General features: G+C 56.5%; 16 protein-coding genes and 5 pseudogenes. 15 read left to right on the top strand and 6 right to left on the bottom strand.

The genetic code is table 11. The features are described from left to right. The first annotated feature begins 12 nt into the window (after nt 1-12). The 7 genes and pseudogenes from AC0L7U_RS10875 to AC0L7U_RS10845 all read left to right on the top strand — a co-directional run bounded on the left by AC0L7U_RS10875 (nt 13) and on the right by AC0L7U_RS10845 (nt 4567). Nucleotides 13-586, top strand: a pseudogene (locus AC0L7U_RS10875) (cob(I)yrinic acid a,c-diamide adenosyltransferase). Nucleotides 587-831: 245 nt separating this feature from the next. Continuing rightward, nucleotides 832-1581, top strand: a complete 750-nt coding sequence (locus tag AC0L7U_RS10870) for an electron transfer flavoprotein subunit beta/FixA family protein (protein WP_473690625.1) — start codon at nt 832-834, stop codon at nt 1579-1581. A 25-nt stretch (nt 1582-1606) separates the two neighbouring features. Beyond that, the gene (locus AC0L7U_RS10865) at nt 1607-2539 is read left to right on the top strand and encodes an electron transfer flavoprotein subunit alpha/FixB family protein (RefSeq protein ID WP_473690623.1); all 933 of its coding nucleotides are present in this window, start codon (nt 1607-1609) and stop codon (nt 2537-2539) included. A 157-nt stretch (nt 2540-2696) separates the two neighbouring features. Beyond that, nucleotides 2697-3579, top strand: a pseudogene (locus tag AC0L7U_RS10860) (3-hydroxybutyryl-CoA dehydrogenase). A gap of 66 nt (nt 3580-3645) precedes the next feature. Beyond that, the gene (locus tag AC0L7U_RS10855) at nt 3646-3846 is read left to right on the top strand and encodes a hypothetical protein (RefSeq protein ID WP_473690621.1); all 201 of its coding nucleotides are present in this window, start codon (nt 3646-3648) and stop codon (nt 3844-3846) included. 216 nt (nt 3847-4062) lie between these two features. Next, nucleotides 4063-4320: a hypothetical protein gene (locus tag AC0L7U_RS10850; RefSeq protein ID WP_473690619.1), complete on the top strand. Its 258-nt coding sequence runs from the start codon at nt 4063-4065 to the stop codon at nt 4318-4320. A 34-nt stretch (nt 4321-4354) separates the two neighbouring features. Further along, nucleotides 4355-4567 (top strand): hypothetical protein, encoded by a 213-nt coding sequence (locus AC0L7U_RS10845; RefSeq protein ID WP_473690617.1) that lies wholly within the window; start codon nt 4355-4357, stop codon nt 4565-4567. A gap of 35 nt (nt 4568-4602) precedes the next feature. On the opposite strand, the gene AC0L7U_RS10840 is transcribed toward AC0L7U_RS10845, so the two are convergent. Both AC0L7U_RS10840 and AC0L7U_RS10835 read right to left on the bottom strand, forming a co-directional pair. After that, nucleotides 4603-5112, bottom strand: a complete 510-nt coding sequence (locus AC0L7U_RS10840; RefSeq protein WP_473690615.1) for a LysR substrate-binding domain-containing protein — start codon at nt 5110-5112, stop codon at nt 4603-4605. A 40-nt stretch (nt 5113-5152) separates the two neighbouring features. Beyond that, on the bottom strand, nt 5153-5530 hold the full coding sequence (locus AC0L7U_RS10835) for a LysR family transcriptional regulator (protein ID WP_473690613.1): 378 nt from the start codon (nt 5528-5530) through the stop codon (nt 5153-5155). 89 nt (nt 5531-5619) lie between these two features. On the opposite strand from AC0L7U_RS10835, the pseudogene AC0L7U_RS10830 reads away from it, so the two are divergent. Then, a pseudogene (locus AC0L7U_RS10830) lies at nt 5620-6605 on the top strand (aldo/keto reductase). Nucleotides 6606-6693: 88 nt separating this feature from the next. Here AC0L7U_RS10830 and tlpA read toward each other — a convergent pair. Beyond that, the gene (gene tlpA, locus AC0L7U_RS10825; protein ID WP_473690611.1) at nt 6694-7368 is read right to left on the bottom strand and encodes a thiol:disulfide interchange protein TlpA; all 675 of its coding nucleotides are present in this window, start codon (nt 7366-7368) and stop codon (nt 6694-6696) included. Nucleotides 7369-7408: 40 nt separating this feature from the next. On the opposite strand from tlpA, the gene argH reads away from it, so the two are divergent. The 5 genes and pseudogenes from argH (at nt 7409) to AC0L7U_RS10800 (ending at nt 13225) form a co-directional block, all read left to right on the top strand. Further along, on the top strand, nt 7409-8791 hold the full coding sequence (argH, locus tag AC0L7U_RS10820) for an argininosuccinate lyase (protein ID WP_473690609.1): 1383 nt from the start codon (nt 7409-7411) through the stop codon (nt 8789-8791). 138 nt (nt 8792-8929) lie between these two features. Beyond that, nucleotides 8930-9184 carry a hypothetical protein gene (locus AC0L7U_RS10815; protein WP_473690607.1) on the top strand — a complete coding sequence of 85 codons (255 nt, stop codon included), beginning with the start codon at nt 8930-8932 and terminating at the stop codon, nt 9182-9184. A gap of 63 nt (nt 9185-9247) precedes the next feature. Beyond that, nucleotides 9248-10521: pseudogene (lysA, locus tag AC0L7U_RS10810) on the top strand (diaminopimelate decarboxylase). A 93-nt stretch (nt 10522-10614) separates the two neighbouring features. After that, entirely contained in the window at nt 10615-11325 is a 711-nt protein-coding gene (locus AC0L7U_RS10805) for a DUF4175 family protein (protein WP_473690605.1), read from the top strand. Next, nucleotides 11291-13225 (top strand): TIGR02302 family protein, encoded by a 1935-nt coding sequence (locus tag AC0L7U_RS10800; protein WP_473690604.1) that lies wholly within the window; start codon nt 11291-11293, stop codon nt 13223-13225. Before AC0L7U_RS10805 ends, AC0L7U_RS10800 begins: the two co-directional genes overlap by 35 nt. A gap of 212 nt (nt 13226-13437) precedes the next feature. On the opposite strand, the gene AC0L7U_RS10795 is transcribed toward AC0L7U_RS10800, so the two are convergent. The 3 genes and pseudogenes from AC0L7U_RS10795 to AC0L7U_RS10785 all read right to left on the bottom strand — a co-directional run bounded on the left by AC0L7U_RS10795 (nt 13438) and on the right by AC0L7U_RS10785 (nt 15373). Beyond that, complete coding sequence (locus tag AC0L7U_RS10795) at nt 13438-13836, bottom strand: response regulator (protein ID WP_473690602.1); 399 nt, start codon at nt 13834-13836, stop codon at nt 13438-13440. Between the two features lie 2 nt (nt 13837-13838). Beyond that, nucleotides 13839-14404, bottom strand: a pseudogene (gene hpt, locus AC0L7U_RS10790) (hypoxanthine phosphoribosyltransferase). 24 nt (nt 14405-14428) lie between these two features. After that, nucleotides 14429-15373: an MJ0042-type zinc finger domain-containing protein gene (locus tag AC0L7U_RS10785; protein ID WP_473695765.1), complete on the bottom strand. Its 945-nt coding sequence runs from the start codon at nt 15371-15373 to the stop codon at nt 14429-14431. A 195-nt stretch (nt 15374-15568) separates the two neighbouring features. On the opposite strand from AC0L7U_RS10785, the gene ftsE reads away from it, so the two are divergent. Together ftsE and AC0L7U_RS10775 are read left to right on the top strand one after the other, a co-directional pair. Then, nucleotides 15569-16228, top strand: a complete 660-nt coding sequence (ftsE, locus tag AC0L7U_RS10780; RefSeq protein WP_473690600.1) for a cell division ATP-binding protein FtsE — start codon at nt 15569-15571, stop codon at nt 16226-16228. Nucleotides 16229-16238: 10 nt separating this feature from the next. Further along, a complete protein-coding gene (locus AC0L7U_RS10775; protein WP_473690598.1) occupies nt 16239-17279 on the top strand; it encodes a cell division protein FtsX in 1041 nt (346 codons plus the stop codon). The last annotated feature ends 94 nt before the right edge of the window (nt 17280-17373 follow it).

Below are 17373 nucleotides of genomic sequence, written 5' to 3'. Positions count from 1 at the left end.
GGCTGAGGCAGCATGGTCGTATTGAACAAGATCTATACCAAGACCGGTGATGACGGTACGACCGCGCTGGGCAACGGCGAACGTCGATCAAAGGATGATCTGCGTGTTGAAGCCTATGGTACGGTCGACGAAGCCAACGCAGCACTCGGTCTGGTGCGGCAGTTTTCCGGAAATATTTCGGAGATCGATGAGGTTCTGTTTCGTATTCAGAACGATCTTTTTGATCTGGGCGCCGATCTGGCAACGCCGGAAAGTGACCAGCCGCTTGGCTATGAGCCGCTGCGTATCACCGAGACACAGGTTGCGGCGCTGGAGCATGCGATCGACGGTCTGAACGCGGACCTGGCGCCACTGCGGTCCTTCGTGTTGCCTGCGCGGCACGTCTGCGGCAGCCTATCTGCATCTTGCGCGCACACTGACCCGGCGGGCGGAGCGGCTTGTGGTGACGCTCAAGGGGCGTGAGCCCATCAATGAACATGTCGTCGTCTATCTGAACCGCCTGTCAGATTACCTTTTTGTTGCCTCGCGGTACGTAAACGACAAGGGCGGGCGCGACGTGTTGTGGGTGCCCGGGAAAAATCGTTAGGCAGCGCAGCACTCTGGCGGGTCACGATTGTCTGAAGCCTCGCAAAACTAGGCGAATTTTTCGTTTTTGCAGGTGCGTTGGCATGCAGGTGGCGGGATCGTTGACAGGTATGGCAGCGGTCCTTTACCGTCGCCGTCCAAACGGAAATTTAGGCCCAGAGACAACCGACGCACACAGCTGACGGTTTCCTTGGTTTCGGAAGTGAAATCGGCCCGCTCGGGCTGGTTCAATGGAGGTTATGCTCTATGAAAATTCTTGTGCCCGTCAAGCGGGTCATCGACTACAATGTCAAGGTCCGCGTCAAGGATGATGGCACCGGCGTCGATCTTGCCAACGTCAAGATGTCGATGAACCCTTTCGACGAGATTGCAGTTGAAGAAGCGCTGCGTCTGAAGGAAGCTGGCAAGGCAAGCGAAGTTATTGTTGTGTCCATTGGGCCGCAGCAGGCTCAGGAAACCATCCGCACTGGTCTTGCAATGGGCGCTGATCGCGGCATCCTTGTCAAGACGGACGAGATCGTCGAGCCGCTCGCGGTTGCCAAGATCCTCAAGGGTATTGTCGAGGCGGAAGAGCCGGGTCTTGTGATCCTTGGCAAGCAGGCCATCGACGACGACTGCAACCAGACAGGCCAGATGCTTGGCGCGCTGCTGGGTTGGGGGCAGGGGACGTTTGCGTCCAAGATTGAACTGGGTGACGACAGTGTTGACGTGACGCGTGAGGTCGATGGTGGCTTGCAGACCGTGAAGTTGGCACTGCCCGCCATCGTCACGACGGATCTGCGCCTCAACGAGCCGCGTTACGCTTCGCTTCCCAATATCATGAAGGCCAAGAAGAAGCCGATCGACATGAAGACCGCCGATGATTTCGGTGTCGATGTGTCGCCGCGCCTCAGCGTCATCAAGACAAGTGAGCCGCCGGTTCGCAAGGCTGGCGTCAAGGTGACGACCGTGGCCGAGCTGGTCGACAAGCTGAAGAACGAAGCTGGTGTTCTTTAACGCGTCTGCACAGGAGAATTGAAACATGACCACGCTTCTTGTGGCAGAACATGCCGGTGGTGCGCTGAATGACGCGACCGCCAAGACCCTGACCGCTGCCGCGCAACTGGGCGGCGACGTCCATGTGCTTGTGGCGGGCAAGAATATTGCCGCTGTGGCCGAAGCGGCTGCAAAATTGTCTGGCGTGGCCAAGGTGTTGAGCGCTGACAGCGATGCATTCGCCGCTCAACTTGCCGAGCCGATGACCGATTTGATCCTGTCGCTGGCTGATGGCTATGATGCCATTGTCGCTCCGGCAACGGCCAACGGCAAGAACACCTTGCCACGTGTTGCCGCGTTGCTGGACGTCATGCAGGTGTCTGACATCACGGCAGTGATTGACGCTGAGACCTTTGAACGTCCGATCTATGCAGGCAATGCGCTTCAGACGGTGAAATCGTCAGATGCCAAAAAGGTCATCACCGTGCGCACTTCGTCCTTCGCATCGGCGGAAGAGGGCGGGTCTGCCGCTATCGAAGCAGTGAGCTTTGAGGCCGGTGCATCGAAATCGCAGTTTGTCGGGGAAGAGATTTCCAAGTCTGATCGTCCGGAGCTGACCAGTGCCAAGATCATTATTTCCGGTGGTCGTGCGCTTGGCTCGGAAGAGAAGTTTCAGGAAGTCATCATGCCTGTGGCGGATGCGCTGGGTGCCGCGGTTGGCGCGTCACGCGCCGCAGTGGATGCGGGCTATGCCCCGAATGACTGGCAGGTCGGTCAGACCGGCAAGGTCGTGGCACCGGACCTCTATATTGCCTGCGGCATTTCGGGTGCGATCCAGCATCTGGCGGGCATGAAGGATTCCAAGGTCATCGTCGCCATTAACAAGGACGACGAAGCCCCGATCTTCCAGGTCGCGGATTACGGTCTGGTGGGCGATCTCTTCGAGATCCTGCCGCAACTCAAGTCTGCGGTCGAATAAGCATTCCCGGATCGGCCTTTCAGGTGCCTAATGCCTGAGGGGCCGATTTGGATCGGGCACCGCTGGTCCGTTGGTGGATTGAAACAGCAGGTGTGGTCACAGGGGCAGCCTCGCTCCCTTCACGGCATGAAGGCGCGAACTCATAAGGAACTGATCAATGACTGTAGAAATCAGGCAAGTGGGCGTCGTTGGAGCAGGTCAGATGGGCAGCGGCATTGCGCATGTCTGCGCCTTGGCGGGCTTCGACGTTCTGTTGAGTGACGTCTCTCCGGACAATATCACCAAGGCGATCGAAGGGATCGGGAAGAACCTGGATCAGCCAGGTTCAAAAGGAACTGGTTTCCGATGCGGATCGGACCGCGGCCTTGAAGCGCATCACTGCGGCACCTGACCTGAAGAGCCTGGAAAATGCTGATCTTGTGGTTGAATCGGCTACGGAAAACGAGCAGGTCAAAAAGAAGATCTACGCGCAGCTTTGCCCTATCCTGAAGCCGGAAGCCATGCTGGCGACCAACACTTCGTCGATCTCAATCACCCGCCTTGCAGCGTCGACAGATCGACCTGAGCGGTTCATCGGCATCCATTTCATGAACCCGGTTCCGGTGATGGAACTGGTCGAACTGGTGCGCGGCATTGCCACCGAAGAAGAGACCTTCGAGGCTGCAAAGAAATTCGTTGCTGACATTGGCAAAGCTATAACGGTGGCAGAGGATTTCCCGGCGTTCATCGTCAATCGCATTCTGTTGCCGATGATCAACGAGGCCATCTACACGCTGTATGAAGGCGTCGGCTCGGTGGAATCCATCGACACCGCCATGCGTTTGGGGGCCAACCACCCGATGGGGCCGCTTCAACTCGCCGATTTCATTGGTCTGGATACCTGCCTTTCAATCATGCAGGTGCTTTATGAAGGGCTGGCTGACTCCAAATATCGTCCCTGTCCGCTCCTCGTCAAATATGTCGAGGCCGGTTGGCTCGGTCGCAAGGCCAAGCGTGGTTTTTACGATTATCGCGGCGAAACACCGGTTCCGACCCGCTGATTTTTACGGTTTGTTTACGCGCGGTTCCGTAGCGTTCATTTGACCCCAGAAAGGGAGATGAACGCTATGGATTCGACTTCGATTGCTCTGAGTTATGTCGCCAGTCAGCAGGCGCAGACCGGACAGCAGCTTCAGGCTGCGATGATGAAGATGGCGCTTTCGAGTGATGCCGGTATTGTGGCAATGTTGCAAGAGGGTGCGCAAAACCTGAAAGGCCTGTCATCGGCTCCCGCGGGCATGGGCGCATCGGTCGATATTTCGGCCTGATACAACATTTATACTGCGATTTTTCGGCTAAAAATGAGAATGTTGTAATATTCACTCTCTTTATCCATTTAATTAAAATTTGAATTAAATGCTACTTGGCGTATTACATCTTGTTTTTAGGTAGTTTTATTCGATGAAAAACTTGCCTGTATTTCTATTTTATTCTGCGTACGATCTCTTATATTAAAGAAAATTGGGTCGTAACAGGAGTTCGTCATGATAGAGACGGCAACATCCTTGATTTCCCAATACGGCTATCAACCTTTATCCGCACCTCGCGAGACTGCTCAGAAGCTGGAGCAGGTTGAGGCAAAACAGGATAAGGCCGTGGCCGAGACAGTCGAGCTTCGGGCCCGCATCAGTGGCAACCGAACCGAGAATCTGGAACGTCAGGCCGAACAACTGGCTGATCGCACAGACGATGGAACGGGGCGTGGTGCCGGACTTGGAGGACAACTGGATATTTCGGTTTGACGCCGAAATAGCCCCTGGAAACAGGAGAGGAAAGATGGCATCAATTTCTGACAGTACGGCTGCTGCCTACAGCAATGCTAACGTGCGCAGCGAGCTTGCGACGAATGCCGTGCGAGAGTCTGCGCAGCAGGATCAGCGCGTGGCGCAACAGTTGCAAGACAGTCAGCAGACCACAGAAAGCTCTCGTGAGGAGCGCGATGTTCGCAAGATTGCCGGTCTTGGCGATGCGGTTGACATCTCGGTCTGACAAACGGGCTGATTGAGGTTTGCGAAGAAGGATGATCAGGGCGTACCGGCAAGGTGCGCCCTGTTTTTGTGAAACAATTCGCCCAGGAATTCTGCAAAAGCGCGCACTCTGGCGGCAGCCGCCATATCCGACTGCATGATGAGGTAGATCGACTGCGTTACCTCTTCTACCCGCATGAGGCAGGACAGATTTGCCGGCCGCGCCAGCAAGTGCGGCAGCAGAGCCAGTCCGACACCTGCTTCGGCGCTGGCAAGTTGGGTCACCAGCGTCGAAGTGCGCAGGACAGGTCGCAGGCGTCCCAGCCGATGGTTGATCCATTGTGCGCTGACCAAATGATCAAATTCCCGTTCCCAACCGATGAGAATGCCGCGCTCCTGTCCTGTCTCATCGCGGATCCACTCCGATACAGAATGCTGTCTTGCTTTGCTCACCAGGTCTCGTGTGTCGTAAAGCCCGTATCCGAGATTGCCGAGTTGCCGGATTGTCAGATGGCCGCGTTCAGGGCGGACCATGCGAATGGCCAGATCTGCGTCGTGTCGATGCATGTTGAGCGCATTGACATGGGTTATCAGTTCAATCGTGATGCTAGGGATGCTGCTTCAGGAATTGCGGCAGGGCGGGAGCGATGAGGCGTGTGGCGAAATTTTCTGCCGTGGCGAGTCTGATTGGACCGACGAGGGCACTTTCGGCGATTGCGGTTGAGGACTGAAGCGCCAATGCGGCGTCCTCGACAGCCTCTGCCCGTTGCAGAAAGGCTTCGCCGTCTTCGGTGAGGTGATAGCCAGACTGATGGCGGATGAAAAGCGGCTGTCCAAGCGCTGTTTCCAGTCGGGTGATGCGGCGTGAAAGCGTGGCAATGCTGGTGTCAAGCTGGTGGGCGGCAGCTGTTAATGTGCCGGAACGGGCCAGCGCCAGAAAGGGCTTCAGGTCGTCCCAGACAAGTGTGTTAGATTTGTTTTTCATTTTTGAAAAAACTGCTTCCCTTTTTTGAGGGCTTTTTTCACTCCCGCGAGCTTGCCATTTGAAAGCGGTACACCACAAGGAGCCATTTGATGAAAAAGAGAATTCTGGGATCCGATCTGTCTGTCTCCGCGCTGGGGCTCGGCTGTATGGGGATGAGCGAATTTTATGGGCAACGCGATGATGCTCAGTCTTTGAAGGTTCTGGCCAAGGCTGTTGAGGAGGGGATCGACTTTTTCGATACATCTGACATGTATGGCCCACATCACAATGAAGAGCTGATCGGTCGTTTTCTGAAAGACAGCAAGGCTGATGTGAAGATTGCGACGAAGTTTGGCATCAAGCGTGAGCCAAGTGCCAATATAACCGGTCCATCGACAACAGCCCGGCTTATGCGCGGGCCTGCTGTGAAGCCTCTCTGCACCGCTTGGGCATCGAGCAGATTGACTTGTATTATGTTCATCGGATCAATCCCGATCAGCCTATCGAAGATACAATGCAGGCTTTGGTCGTGTTGAAAAATGAAGGCAAGATCGCGCGGATTGGCTTGTCTGAAGTCAGTGCAGAGACCTTGCGCCGGGCCCATGCGGTCCATCCGGTGACGGCGGTGCAAACAGAATATTCGCTCTGGGCCCGCGAGCCGGAGCAAAGTGTGCTGCCGACGTGTCGGGAATTGGGTATTGGCTTCGTGCCTTACTCTCCGCTGGGTCGCGGCTTTCTGACGGGGCGCTTCCGGTCGACCGATGATTTTGCCAAGGGGGATTTCCGAAGCAATTTGCCTCGGATGAGCGGTGAGGCCTTTGAGACCAACTTCAAGCTGGTGTCGATGGTCGAGACGCTGGCAGGTGACAAGGGCTGTACCCCGGCACAGCTGGCACTCGCCTGGGTCTTGTCCAAGGGTGAGGACATCGTACCGATCCCGGGCACCAAACAGCTCAAGTATCTGCAGGATAATATTGGCGCGCTTGATGTGGAACTGTCCGGGACCGAACTGACCGCTCTCGATGGCCTGATTGAAACCACACAGATTACCGGAGAGCGATATCCGGAAGCGGGCATGAAGAGTCTCAACGCCTGATCCGGGGTTTTCAAAATTGAAAAGGCGCGGTTCCAAAAATGGAAGACGCGCCTTTTGTTTGTCTGGAGGGCCTTTAAAGCAATATGGCTCAGTTGGCCGTGATGTCTTTCATCGTCGACATGGCGGCGTGGACCAGGTCCTTGGCTTCTTTTCCAGCCCACTCCGCCGGGCCATACATTGTGCCGATTTCACAGCCGTCTGGTCCGATCAGGATGGTGGTCGGAAGGCCACGGGCCTTGCCATGGGCGCGCAGATCGGTCAGCAGTGTGTTTGTTCCCTCATGATAGACGGGCAGGTCCTGAACGCCGATCTGCTTGAGGAATGCCTTGGGTTTCTCGGTGCCGCCCCGGTCAACATTGACGGGTACGACCTTGAAATCGTCGCTGTTTTTTTCTTGCGCCAACTGGTCAAGCGTTGGCATTTCTTTACGGCAAGGCGCACACCAGGTTGCCCAGAGGTTCATCAGGATCGTCTTGCCATGAAAATCAGCGACGCTCATGTCATCGCCTTTCGGTCCCTTGAACGTCAGGTTCGCCAGTGACAACGGTTCCTGTGCGGGGACGAAGGCGGCAACGTCTCCCTTGGCATAAGGCGCGATTTTATCAGCGGTCTTTTGCGTGAAGGGGCAGCTTTGCGTGCCCGGCGAGTTGCCATTCGGACCCAGGATCACGTATACCCCAGCAAGGATTATCACGAGACCGGCGAGACCGAAGGCGAAAGCCTGCCTTTTTGCTTTTTTGCGTCGACTTGTCGGTTCATTCATTCTTCAAGACCTCTCAAAGGGGACCTTCAGGGGAAAGCGTATGAGCAATCGGATGTGGGGCGGCCGCTTCGCCGAAGGGCCTGATGCCATTATGGAGGAAATCAACGCCTCCATCGACTATGATCGCAAGCTTTACAAGCAGGACATAGCGGGCTCCAAGGCCCATGTCAGCATGCTGGCCAAACAAGGTGTTGTGACGGCTGACGATGCGAAGCAGATTTCGGACGGTCTGGATACGATCCGCAAGGAGATCGAAGAAGGCACGTTCACGTTCTCGCGGGCGCTTGAAGACATCCATATGAACATCGAAGCCCGGTTGGCTGAGCTGATCGGCCCAGCGGCTGGACGCTTGCATACCGGGCGCTCCCGCAATGATCAGGTGGCGACCGATTTTCGCCTCTGGGTGCGCGAGACGATGGATACGCTGGACGAGCAGTTCTCCGATCTGATGTCGGCGCTGGCGGAAAAGGGCAAGCTGCATGCCGGTGATGTTATGCCCGGCTTTACGCATCTTCAATCTGCGCAGCCTGTCACCTTCGGGCACCACATGCTGGCATATGTGGAAATGTTCGCGCGTGACCGGTCCCGTGTGCGGGACGCTCGCGTCCGTATGAATGAAAGCCCGCTTGGGTGTGCGGCACTGGCCGGTACATCTTTCCCGATTGACCGGGTTGCCACGGCGAAGGCGCTTGGCTTCGACCGCCCAACGGCAAATTCTCTCGATGGCGTGTCGGATCGCGATTTTGCTCTGGAAGCGCTGTCCTGCGCTTCAATTGCAGCGATGCATTTGTCACGTCTGGCTGAAGAAATTGTCATTTGGTGTTCGGCTCAATTCAAGTTCGTGCAGCTGTCGGACAAGTTCTCGACAGGCTCCTCGATCATGCCGCAAAAGAAAAACCCGGATGCGGCTGAATTGGTTCGGGCCAAGGCTGGCCGGATCTATGGTGCCTTGCAGGGTCTTCTGGTGGTGATGAAGGGTCTGCCGATGACCTATTCAAAGGACATGCAGGAAGACAAGGAGCAGACTTTCGACGGGCTTGCCAGTCTGTCGCTGGCGCTGGCCGCCATGACCGGCATGATCCGTGACCTGACGCCGCTGACGGATAATCTGAAGACGGCTGCGGGATCTGGCTATTCGACCGCAACCGATCTGGCGGACTGGCTGGTTCGGGTGCTCGGTATGCCGTTCCGCGATGCGCATCATGTGACTGGTCGTGTCGTTGCACTCGCCGTGGAGCAGGGCATAGAGCTGCATGAGGTCTCACTTGAGGCGATGCAGGCCATTGAGCCGAAGATCACGCAAGAGATCTATTCGGTTCTAACCGTTGAAAACTCGGTTCAATCGCGAGTCAGCTACGGTGGCACCTCGCCCGTCAACGTGCGCGAGCAGGCACAACGCTGGCTCGACGCGCTCGCGGGCTAATTTCTACGCGTATGCCAGCTTCACGTCTTGCAGATGTGGGGCTGGCATGCGAGGAAGATTGAGAACAACTCTGGCGCGTCAGGCGCTGGCGTCGGCAGGCATGGCTCTCACGTGTGAGAGATGTGAAAGGGCATTGATATGGCGGATCGGATGCGTCCGGGCAAAAGCACCATCATTGCAGTGGGCGTGTGTCTCAGTCTGGCTGTTCTTGTGTCTGGATGTGGGCGTTACGGCAATCTGGAGGCACCGAACACTCCGGCTCCGACAACCCGGAAACAGGATCCTGCGCCGGCTTCGTCTGCGGCAGGTCTGCCATCCCGATACGGGGATGCTCGCGACGATGACAAGGCAAAACCACTGCGCAAGCATTTCTTTCTGGACAGCTTGCTGTAGGCGCGACTTGTCGCTTCCCCGTGCCAGATTTCATCTCTGTTTCATTGTGTAAAAGGTCTTCCCGTGCACCACTTTGACCACCGTGAGGGTGAACTCTATGCGGAAGGCGTCTCTATTCGCGAGATTGCCGAGGCTGTCGGAACGCCATTCTATGTTTATTCGACAGCGACACTGAAGCGTCATTTCCAAGTTTTTTCAAAGGCTTTGGATGGCTTGGACTCGCTTGTTTGCTACGCGATGAAAGCGAACTCCAATCAGGCGGTTCTGAAAACACTCGCGGCGCTTGGCGCTGGCATGGATGTGGTCTCAGAAGGCGAGTTGCGGCGTGCCCGTGCCGCTGGTGTGCCCGCCAACAAAATCCTGTTTTCCGGTGTGGGCAAGACCGAGGCCGAGCAGGAATACGCGCTGAAGGAAGGCATTCTGTGTTTCAACGTGGAATCCGAGCCTGAATTGCATCAGTTGTCACGGGTTGCCAGCCGTCTTGGCACGCCAGCCAGGTTTCCTTGCGCATCAATCCGGATGTTGATGCCAAGACCCATGCCAAGATTTCGACGGGCAAGAAGGAAAACAAATTCGGTATCGCCTTACAGGATGCACGTCGGGTCTATGCGGAAGCCGCTGAACTGCCGGGCATTCAGGTGTCTGGTATCGACATGCACATCGGATCGCAAATCACCGAGCTGGAGCCGTTTGACGATGCCTTTGCCCGTCTCGGCGAACTGGTCGAAGCCTTGCGCCTTGATGGCCATGCCATTGAGCATATCGATCTTGGCGGTGGATTGGGCATTCCCTACACGCAAGACAACACGCCGCCGCCCTTGCCGGACGCTTATGCCGCCGTGGTGCGCAAGCACGTCGAACGCCTTCAGTGCAAAGTGATTTTTGAGCCTGGACGTCTGATTGCGGGCAATGCGGGCATCCTTGTGACCAAGGTGATTTACGTCAAGCCGGGCGAAAACAAGAATTTCGTCATCGTCGATGCGGCAATGAACGACCTTATTCGACCGACTTTGTATGAGGCCTATCATGAGATCGGGCCCGTGCGGCAAACGCCGGATAATCATCCTCGCATTCGAGCCGATGTGGTTGGTCCCGTGTGCGAGACTGGCGATTATCTCGGTCTTGATCGGGAGTTGCCGAACGTCTCTGCCGGTGATCTGCTGGCGGTCTATTCTGCCGGCGCCTATGGTGCCACGCAGTCAGGCACCTATAACAGTCGGTTGCTGGTGCCGGAAGTCCTTGTCAATGAAGACAGGTATGCGGTCGTGCGGCCGCGCTTGACCTTCGATGATCTACTGCAACTTGACCAGGTTCCAGACTGGCTCAAGGAGACGTGACCCCTTTTCACGGGCGATGAGGCGGCTGACAGTTGCCGTCCCTGTTCTGGTGGCGCACGATAGCGTTTGCAGGTGCGAACGGAGAGCTCTGACTTGATCCAGAAACGTGACACGGACACGGACGTCGAGACAGAACGTCTGCGCAGGCAAGAGGGTGCGCTGAAGCGGCAGTGGTCTCGTCTGGTGTGGCGAAATCAAGCAGCGCTTTTTGTTGAACGGGTCTGGCTTGCGGCTTTCCGCCCATCCCTTGTCCTTGGTGCTTTTTTCGGCTTCTCGCTTTTGGGCGGCTGGCTTGTGCTGCCACTCTGGGCACGGGCAATCGGTCTTCTTGCCTTTCTTGTGGCGCTGGTCTGGTGCGCACTGCCATTGTGCAAAGTGCGTTGGCCGTCGCGTTCTGAGGGTTTATCGCGGACAGAAAGTGCGTCTGCCGGGTTGCACCGCCCGCTGAGTGCGGTTGAGGACGACCTTTCGTTCGGTAGCGATGATCCGCTGACCCTCACACTTTGGCGCTTGCATCAGCAACGCATGATGGCAGCCATTGAGGCCTTGCGCACGCGAATGCCGCGTCCGGATGCCTACCGCCTTGATCCTTATGCCCTGCGTGTTGTGGTGGGAACTTTGCTGCTGGTCGGAGTAGCGACCGGTGCGCAGGATCCACTGCGCCGTATTGGATCTGCATTCGATCTCTGGCCAAGCGCACCGGTGATTGCGACCCGGCTTGATGCTCTGGGTAACGCCGCCGCTTTATACAGGGCAGCCGCCGATTTATTTGACGGGCGAAACAGCCGCGTTGCGCCAGCCTGATGCCACGATCAGTGTTCCACAGGGCTCACGCTTCATCTTCCGCAGCGAGGGGGCGGGTAAGATGACGGCTCGTCTTGTTGGCGACGACGGCACTGACCTTGAAAAACCATCGGGCGATAAGCCGAGAAGCCCTCCGCAGGGGAGGTCTGCGGAAAATGCGCCAAATGGTCCAGATACGGCAGAAAAGCCGGGTCTGGAGTTGATGCGTTCGGGACGGATCGAACTGGTCAATGGCGAATCTGTAGTCAAGAGCTGGGTGTTTCACGTCATCGCCGACACTCCGCCAACGATTGCTTTTGATGGCAAGCCGGAAGAGCAATTGAGCGGTGCGCTGAAATTTTCCTATTCGATCCGGGATGATTATGGAGTTGTGGCAGCAGAGGCTCATTTTGAGCCGGTTGCCAGTGAACTGAGTGCCGACGCGAGGAAGCGGCGGCCGTTGGTCAAGCCGCCGGAAGTGTCTTTGTCCTTGCCCTCCAGACGTGAAGGGGCGGTCAAGGCCTCGACGATTCGTGACCTCACGTCGCATCCATGGTCGGGAGCAAAGGTTCTTGTCACCCTTGAGGCGCGGGATCAGGCGGGACAGATCGGCCACTCCGCCCCGATGGAAATAACACTGCCACAGCGCCGGTTCACCAAGCCTTTGGCGCGGGCGGTTGTGGAACAGCGTCGCGATCTTGCTCTGGATGCCAATCGGCAGGTGCAAGTGTTGACGGCGCTTGATGGTTTGCTGCTGGCGCCGGATGTGTTTGGCATGAGCCCCAAGACCTATCTTGGTCTGCAGTTTGCGCATGACCAGTTGAATGCGGCTACGAGTGACGACGGGTTGCGCGAGGTTCTGCCGTTGCTGTGGACGGTGGCTCTGACCATCGAGAATGGCGATCTCTCGCAAACCCAACGTGCCTTGCGAGACGCACAGGAAGCCTTGCGCAAAGCTCTGGAAAACGGCGCGAGTGATCAGGACATCGAACGCCTGACCAACAAGCTGCGTCAGGCGTTGCAGGACCATATGCGCGCACTGGCCGAGCAGATGCAGCGCAATCCGCAAAACATGCAGTCGATGAACAATCAGGCGCAGTCGCTTAATCCTCAAGATCTCGACAAGATGCTGGACCGGATCGAGGATCTGGCCAAAACCGGATCGCGGGATGCGGCGCGTGAGTTGTTGGCGCAGATGCAGCAGATGCTGGAAAACTTGCAGACCGGCAAGATGCAGCAACAGCAGGGGCAACAGGGTGCCCAGCAAAATAGTGAAATGATGAAAATGCTCAACGAGCTTGGGCAGATGATCCAGAAACAGCGCCGCTTGATGGATCAGACGAACAAATGGGACCGACAGGAACCGCAGGACGAAGATCAGCAGCAAGATGGTCAAGGACAACAACAGGACGGGTCGCTGACCCAACAGCAACTTGAACAGGCTTTGAAACAATTGCAGCAAGGGCAGGGCGACTTGGCCCAGCAACTGCAAAAATTGATGGATCGCCTGACAAAACAGGGAAAAGGCCAGCAGAACAAGCAATTGGGGCAGGCTGGAAAGTCCATGCAAGGGGCTGGCAAGTCGCTCGGGCAAGGTGATACGGGTCAGGCAATGGGCCAGCAGGGCGAAGCTTTGGAGGCCTTGCGCAAGGGCGCCCGCGGGATGGCGGAGCAGATGTTCAAGCAAGGTCAGCAAGGGCAGGGATATGCCCAAAGTCGCCGCGGTGCGATGGATGAAGACCCGCTGGGGCGTCCGCGTCGGCGCCCGGGAAATGATCTGGGATCGCAGGTCAAAGTGCCGGATGAAATCGACACGCAGCGGGCTCGCCGTATTCTCAATGAGTTGCGCAAGCGGTTTTCAGATCCGGACCGGCCCAAGCTGGAGCTGGATTATCTTGAGCGTCTGCTGAAGCGTTATTGAGGTAACCGCTGGCCTGCCGGAAGGACGGACACAGATACGGTCAAGGCTTTGACATCAGGTCTTTCTGCGTCGTTCGTGTTTGATGCATCTCAGTAAACAACCCCCGCTCATGCCGTATGAGCGGGGGTTTCTGAAAGTTTCCATATGAGTCTTCGGGCAGACGGGGTCCGTCCCGTGCGGGCACATCTCAGGCCAGCGGGCAAGCAGACGCTTTAACAGGCGTAGCGTTTCGTCTGCTCAGGAAAAAACCCGTAAACCGCATTTTTCACGGCCGAGCGAATGTCGGCCAGAGAAAATGGCTTGGTAATCACGTCATGCACCAGCTTGTCGAGGCCATTGGCCCGCTCGCGCTGGTCAGCAAATCCGGTCATCAGCAAAATTGGAACATCGGGATAGTCCTTGGCCGTTTTCAGGGCCAGTGCAATTCCATCCATGATCGGCATTTTGATGTCTGTCAGAAGCAAGTCAAACTGACCCTGCTCACGAGACAGGACATCAATGGCTTCGGCGCCATCTTCTGCCGTGCTGACTGTGTGACCGTCAAGCTCAAGAGCGCGCCTTACAAAGCTGCGCACTGCTTCATCATCTTCTGTCAGAAGAATGCGAGCCATGGTCAGTCTCCTCCGATCTCCGTCACATCCCCGGTTTTCTCGGGAACGACGTAGCCAATGAATGGCAATTGGCGCTGCAGGCATGGCCCATGTCCATGCCGTAGCCGACAACAAATTTATCCGGACACGCAAATCCAACGTAATCCGCAGAAATGGCAGCAGTGCGGCGCTCGGGTTTGTCGAGCAAAGCAGTGATGCGAACAGATCTGGCACCGCGTTCCAGGAGTCTCTCCCGTGCAAATGTCAGTGTGCGGCCTGATTCAAGGATATCATCGACCAATATTATGTCCCGGTCGTTAACGTCACTTTCGACATCGCGTAAAATTCGGATATTTTCAGATCCGACAGTTCCTGCCCCGTAACTGGATAAATGCATGAACTCCATTTCGGGTTCCAAGCCGACGCGATGCATTGCGCGCACCAGATCGGCTGCAAAAATGAAGCTGCCTTTCAGCACCGCCACGACAAGAAGATCATGCGGTTTGGCCTCGGCGATTTCGCCAGCGATTGAAGCCACGCGCGTTGCGATCGTCTCCTCGTCGAAGAGCGTGTTGATTTGAACGGTCATGAAGTCGGATCTGCCTAATTTCAATTATCGATCGACAAAGCGCACCTGAACATCGCTGGCCCCGCGTGGTGGATCCCGCAAAATGGTTCTGAAGCGAGTTTCGTCCATTGCCTTCAAGATTTTGGTCCGGGGTTCCACCCTCCAGGAATAGATCTCCTGAAGGTCGTTATCTCTGAGTGTCAGGCGGACATTGGGAACTGGATTGTCGACTTTTTCTATATTGTGAATGGAGCCTTCGATCACAAGGACGGGTTGCCCGTCCTCGACCTCGTTGAAGGTCCGCAGGTCATGAAACTCGAGACCTCTTAAATTTACGTCAAAGCCGATGGATGCATAAAGACTGGCGAGGTCAGGCGCGGCCTTCACGATTTCCACGCGCATGGTGATCATCAGAGCGCATAACCCGACGGCACACAGAAAGAGGACGACGCCGGAAACGCGCCTCATACGGCGGCGAAACCGCCAGAACATGGTGGCTCCAGCATGTCCAGAGCCGGGTGCAAATCCGCGTGCCCGACTGACTTTTGGAGTCTTTGTCTTCTTGGCGAGCGTTTCGATGTCGTCCAGTTCGCCATCCGCCTCATCCGTCCCGCCAAATATCGGTTCATCCACAGGATCGTTCATGCCAGAGAGGCCAAATCCGGCTTGAGTTATCCCCTCGTCATCGACGATAGGGTCTTCTGTTTCTTCAGGGGTGTTGAGCATCGGGTCGGTTTCGTCGTCGATAACGGGCTCGTCTTCGCTCGCCTTGTCATCGTCTTCCGCCTCGCTGACGCCTTCTTCTTCGGCAAGAGTATCGCGCAGCCATTCCTCTTCGTCTGTCGAGGCAGGCTGCTCGTCGTCAGGCGCCTGCGGCTCGGCAAACCAATGATTTCCACAGCGGGCGCACTTGACGTTCCGCCCATTTGCTCCCAAGGCTTTCGGCTTGATCTCGTAAGAGGTACTGCAAGCCGGACATTTGATCTTCACCAAGGAAGATACCTGCCCTTGTGAGAGAGGATCCTGCAAAACATTTCTCCAATAGGAGGAAACCCGGCTTCATGACGCAGCGTTTTACCGCCTTTGGTCAAATCGGAGAATGACCTCCATAGAGGACATTTATATGTTTAATGAAGCGTTAATTCGCAGCCTCTAGTTTTGGCGTTTTCACGGGAGTTGTCGAGAGTGATCCGCTTTGAAAATGTCGGCCTGAGATATGGAATGGGGCCAGAAGTGCTGCGGGATCTGACTTTTCGGATCGAACCACAGTCCTTCCAGTTTCTGACCGGGCCGTCAGGAGCGGGTAAAACCAGCCTCATTCGAATGTTATTCATGTCTCTCAAGCCGACGCGCGGCCTGATCCGGGTGTTCGACCGGGACCTGTCGATGATTGCCAAGAATGAATTGCCGGCCCTGCGCCGCAAGATCGGTGTGGTGTTTCAGGATTTTCGCCTGCTTGATCATCTGACTACCTATGAAAACGTTGCCTTGCCGCTGCGCGTTGCGGGGCGCGACGAGGCGGGATATCGCTCTGATGTGGTGGAATTGCTGAAGTGGGTGGGACTTGGCGAGCGCATGCATGTGATGCCGCCGGTGTTGTCCGGGGGAGAAAAGCAGCGCGCTGCTATTGCCCGGGCCCTCATCACGCGGCCCGAATTGCTTCTCGCAGACGAGCCGACCGGGAACGTGGATCCGCCTCTGGCCCGACGTCTCTTGCGACTTTTCATTGAACTCAACAAGCTTGGCACATCCGTTATCATCGCCACGCATGACATCACTCTGCTTGAACAGATTGATGCACGCCGTATGGTGCTTGGTGATGGTGGTCTGACCATTTTCGACTAGCGGATCCTTCATGTCGCAAAACAGCAAGTCAGCTCCGGGTCGGCCCCTGCGCAAGGCCCCTGCCATCAAGGGGCCCCGTGCGACCAAACCGCGATTGCCGCGTCGCAAGAGCGGACAGGGCAAGTCGGCCGCCAAGACGTCCACCGACAAGATCCGTTCGTCAGCCGCGATCGTCCCGCCGCAATCTGTTGCCGGGCGTGCATTGACGCTCGTCGTGGCCATCATGAGCTTTCTGGCCTGCCTGACCATTGGCGGAGTGTCTGTGGTCTGGGATGCAGCACATGACTGGCAGAATGACATTGTGCGCGAGGTGACCATTCAGATCCGCCCGATTGATGGCATTGATGTCATGCGCGAGGTCGACAAGGCGGTGGCGCTGGCACAGGAATTTGAAGGCGTGGGAACGGTGCGTGCCCTGTCTGATGATGAGACCAAGGCGCTGTTGAAACCCTGGCTAGGAGATGGGGTCGATCTTGATGATCTGCCTGTGCCGCGCTTGATCAAGGTAACATTGTCCGATCCGTCCAAGGTTGATTTCAACAAGTTACGATCAGCGCTGGAGACCCAGGTGCGCGGCGCCACCCTTGATGACCATTCGATCTGGACCTCTCGCCTGTCTGCGATGGCGGGCGCGGTCGTTCTCGGGGGGGTGACGATCATGCTGTTGATGCTTGGGTCGATGGTGTTGAGCGTTGTCTTTGCAACGCAAGCAGCCATGGCTGGCAACAAGGACGTGGTGTCCGTCCTGCACCTTGTGGGGGCGGAGGATAGCTTCATCGCGCGCGAATTTCAGCGGCACTTTCTGATGCTTGGGCTTAAGGGCGGCATTTTTGGGGGTGTCTTGGCCTCCTTGTCTTTTCTCTTGATCGATTTGGTGACACGTGAAACACCGGGGCGCGCCGGGACCGATCAATTGTCTGCGATGTTCGGCAGTGTATCGGTCAGCCTTGGTGGCTATATCGGTATTCTGGGCGTTGTGGCCCTGGTGGCGGTGCTCACCGCGGTGACCTCGGGGCTGGCGGTGAAGGCGCATCTCAGGCATGTTGACTGAGTGATACATTGGCGGTCTTGCCGCGATTTTTCCTTGTTGCTTTGAGACACTCCTCAAATCGATTTGCTGTGTGGACTGAAAACCGGATGCCGGA

The sequence above is a fragment of the Roseibium sp. 10G30-5 genome (assembly GCF_055809635.1).
Note: the sequence above shows the minus strand (reverse complement) of the source record. Positions and strands in the feature narration are given on the sequence as shown.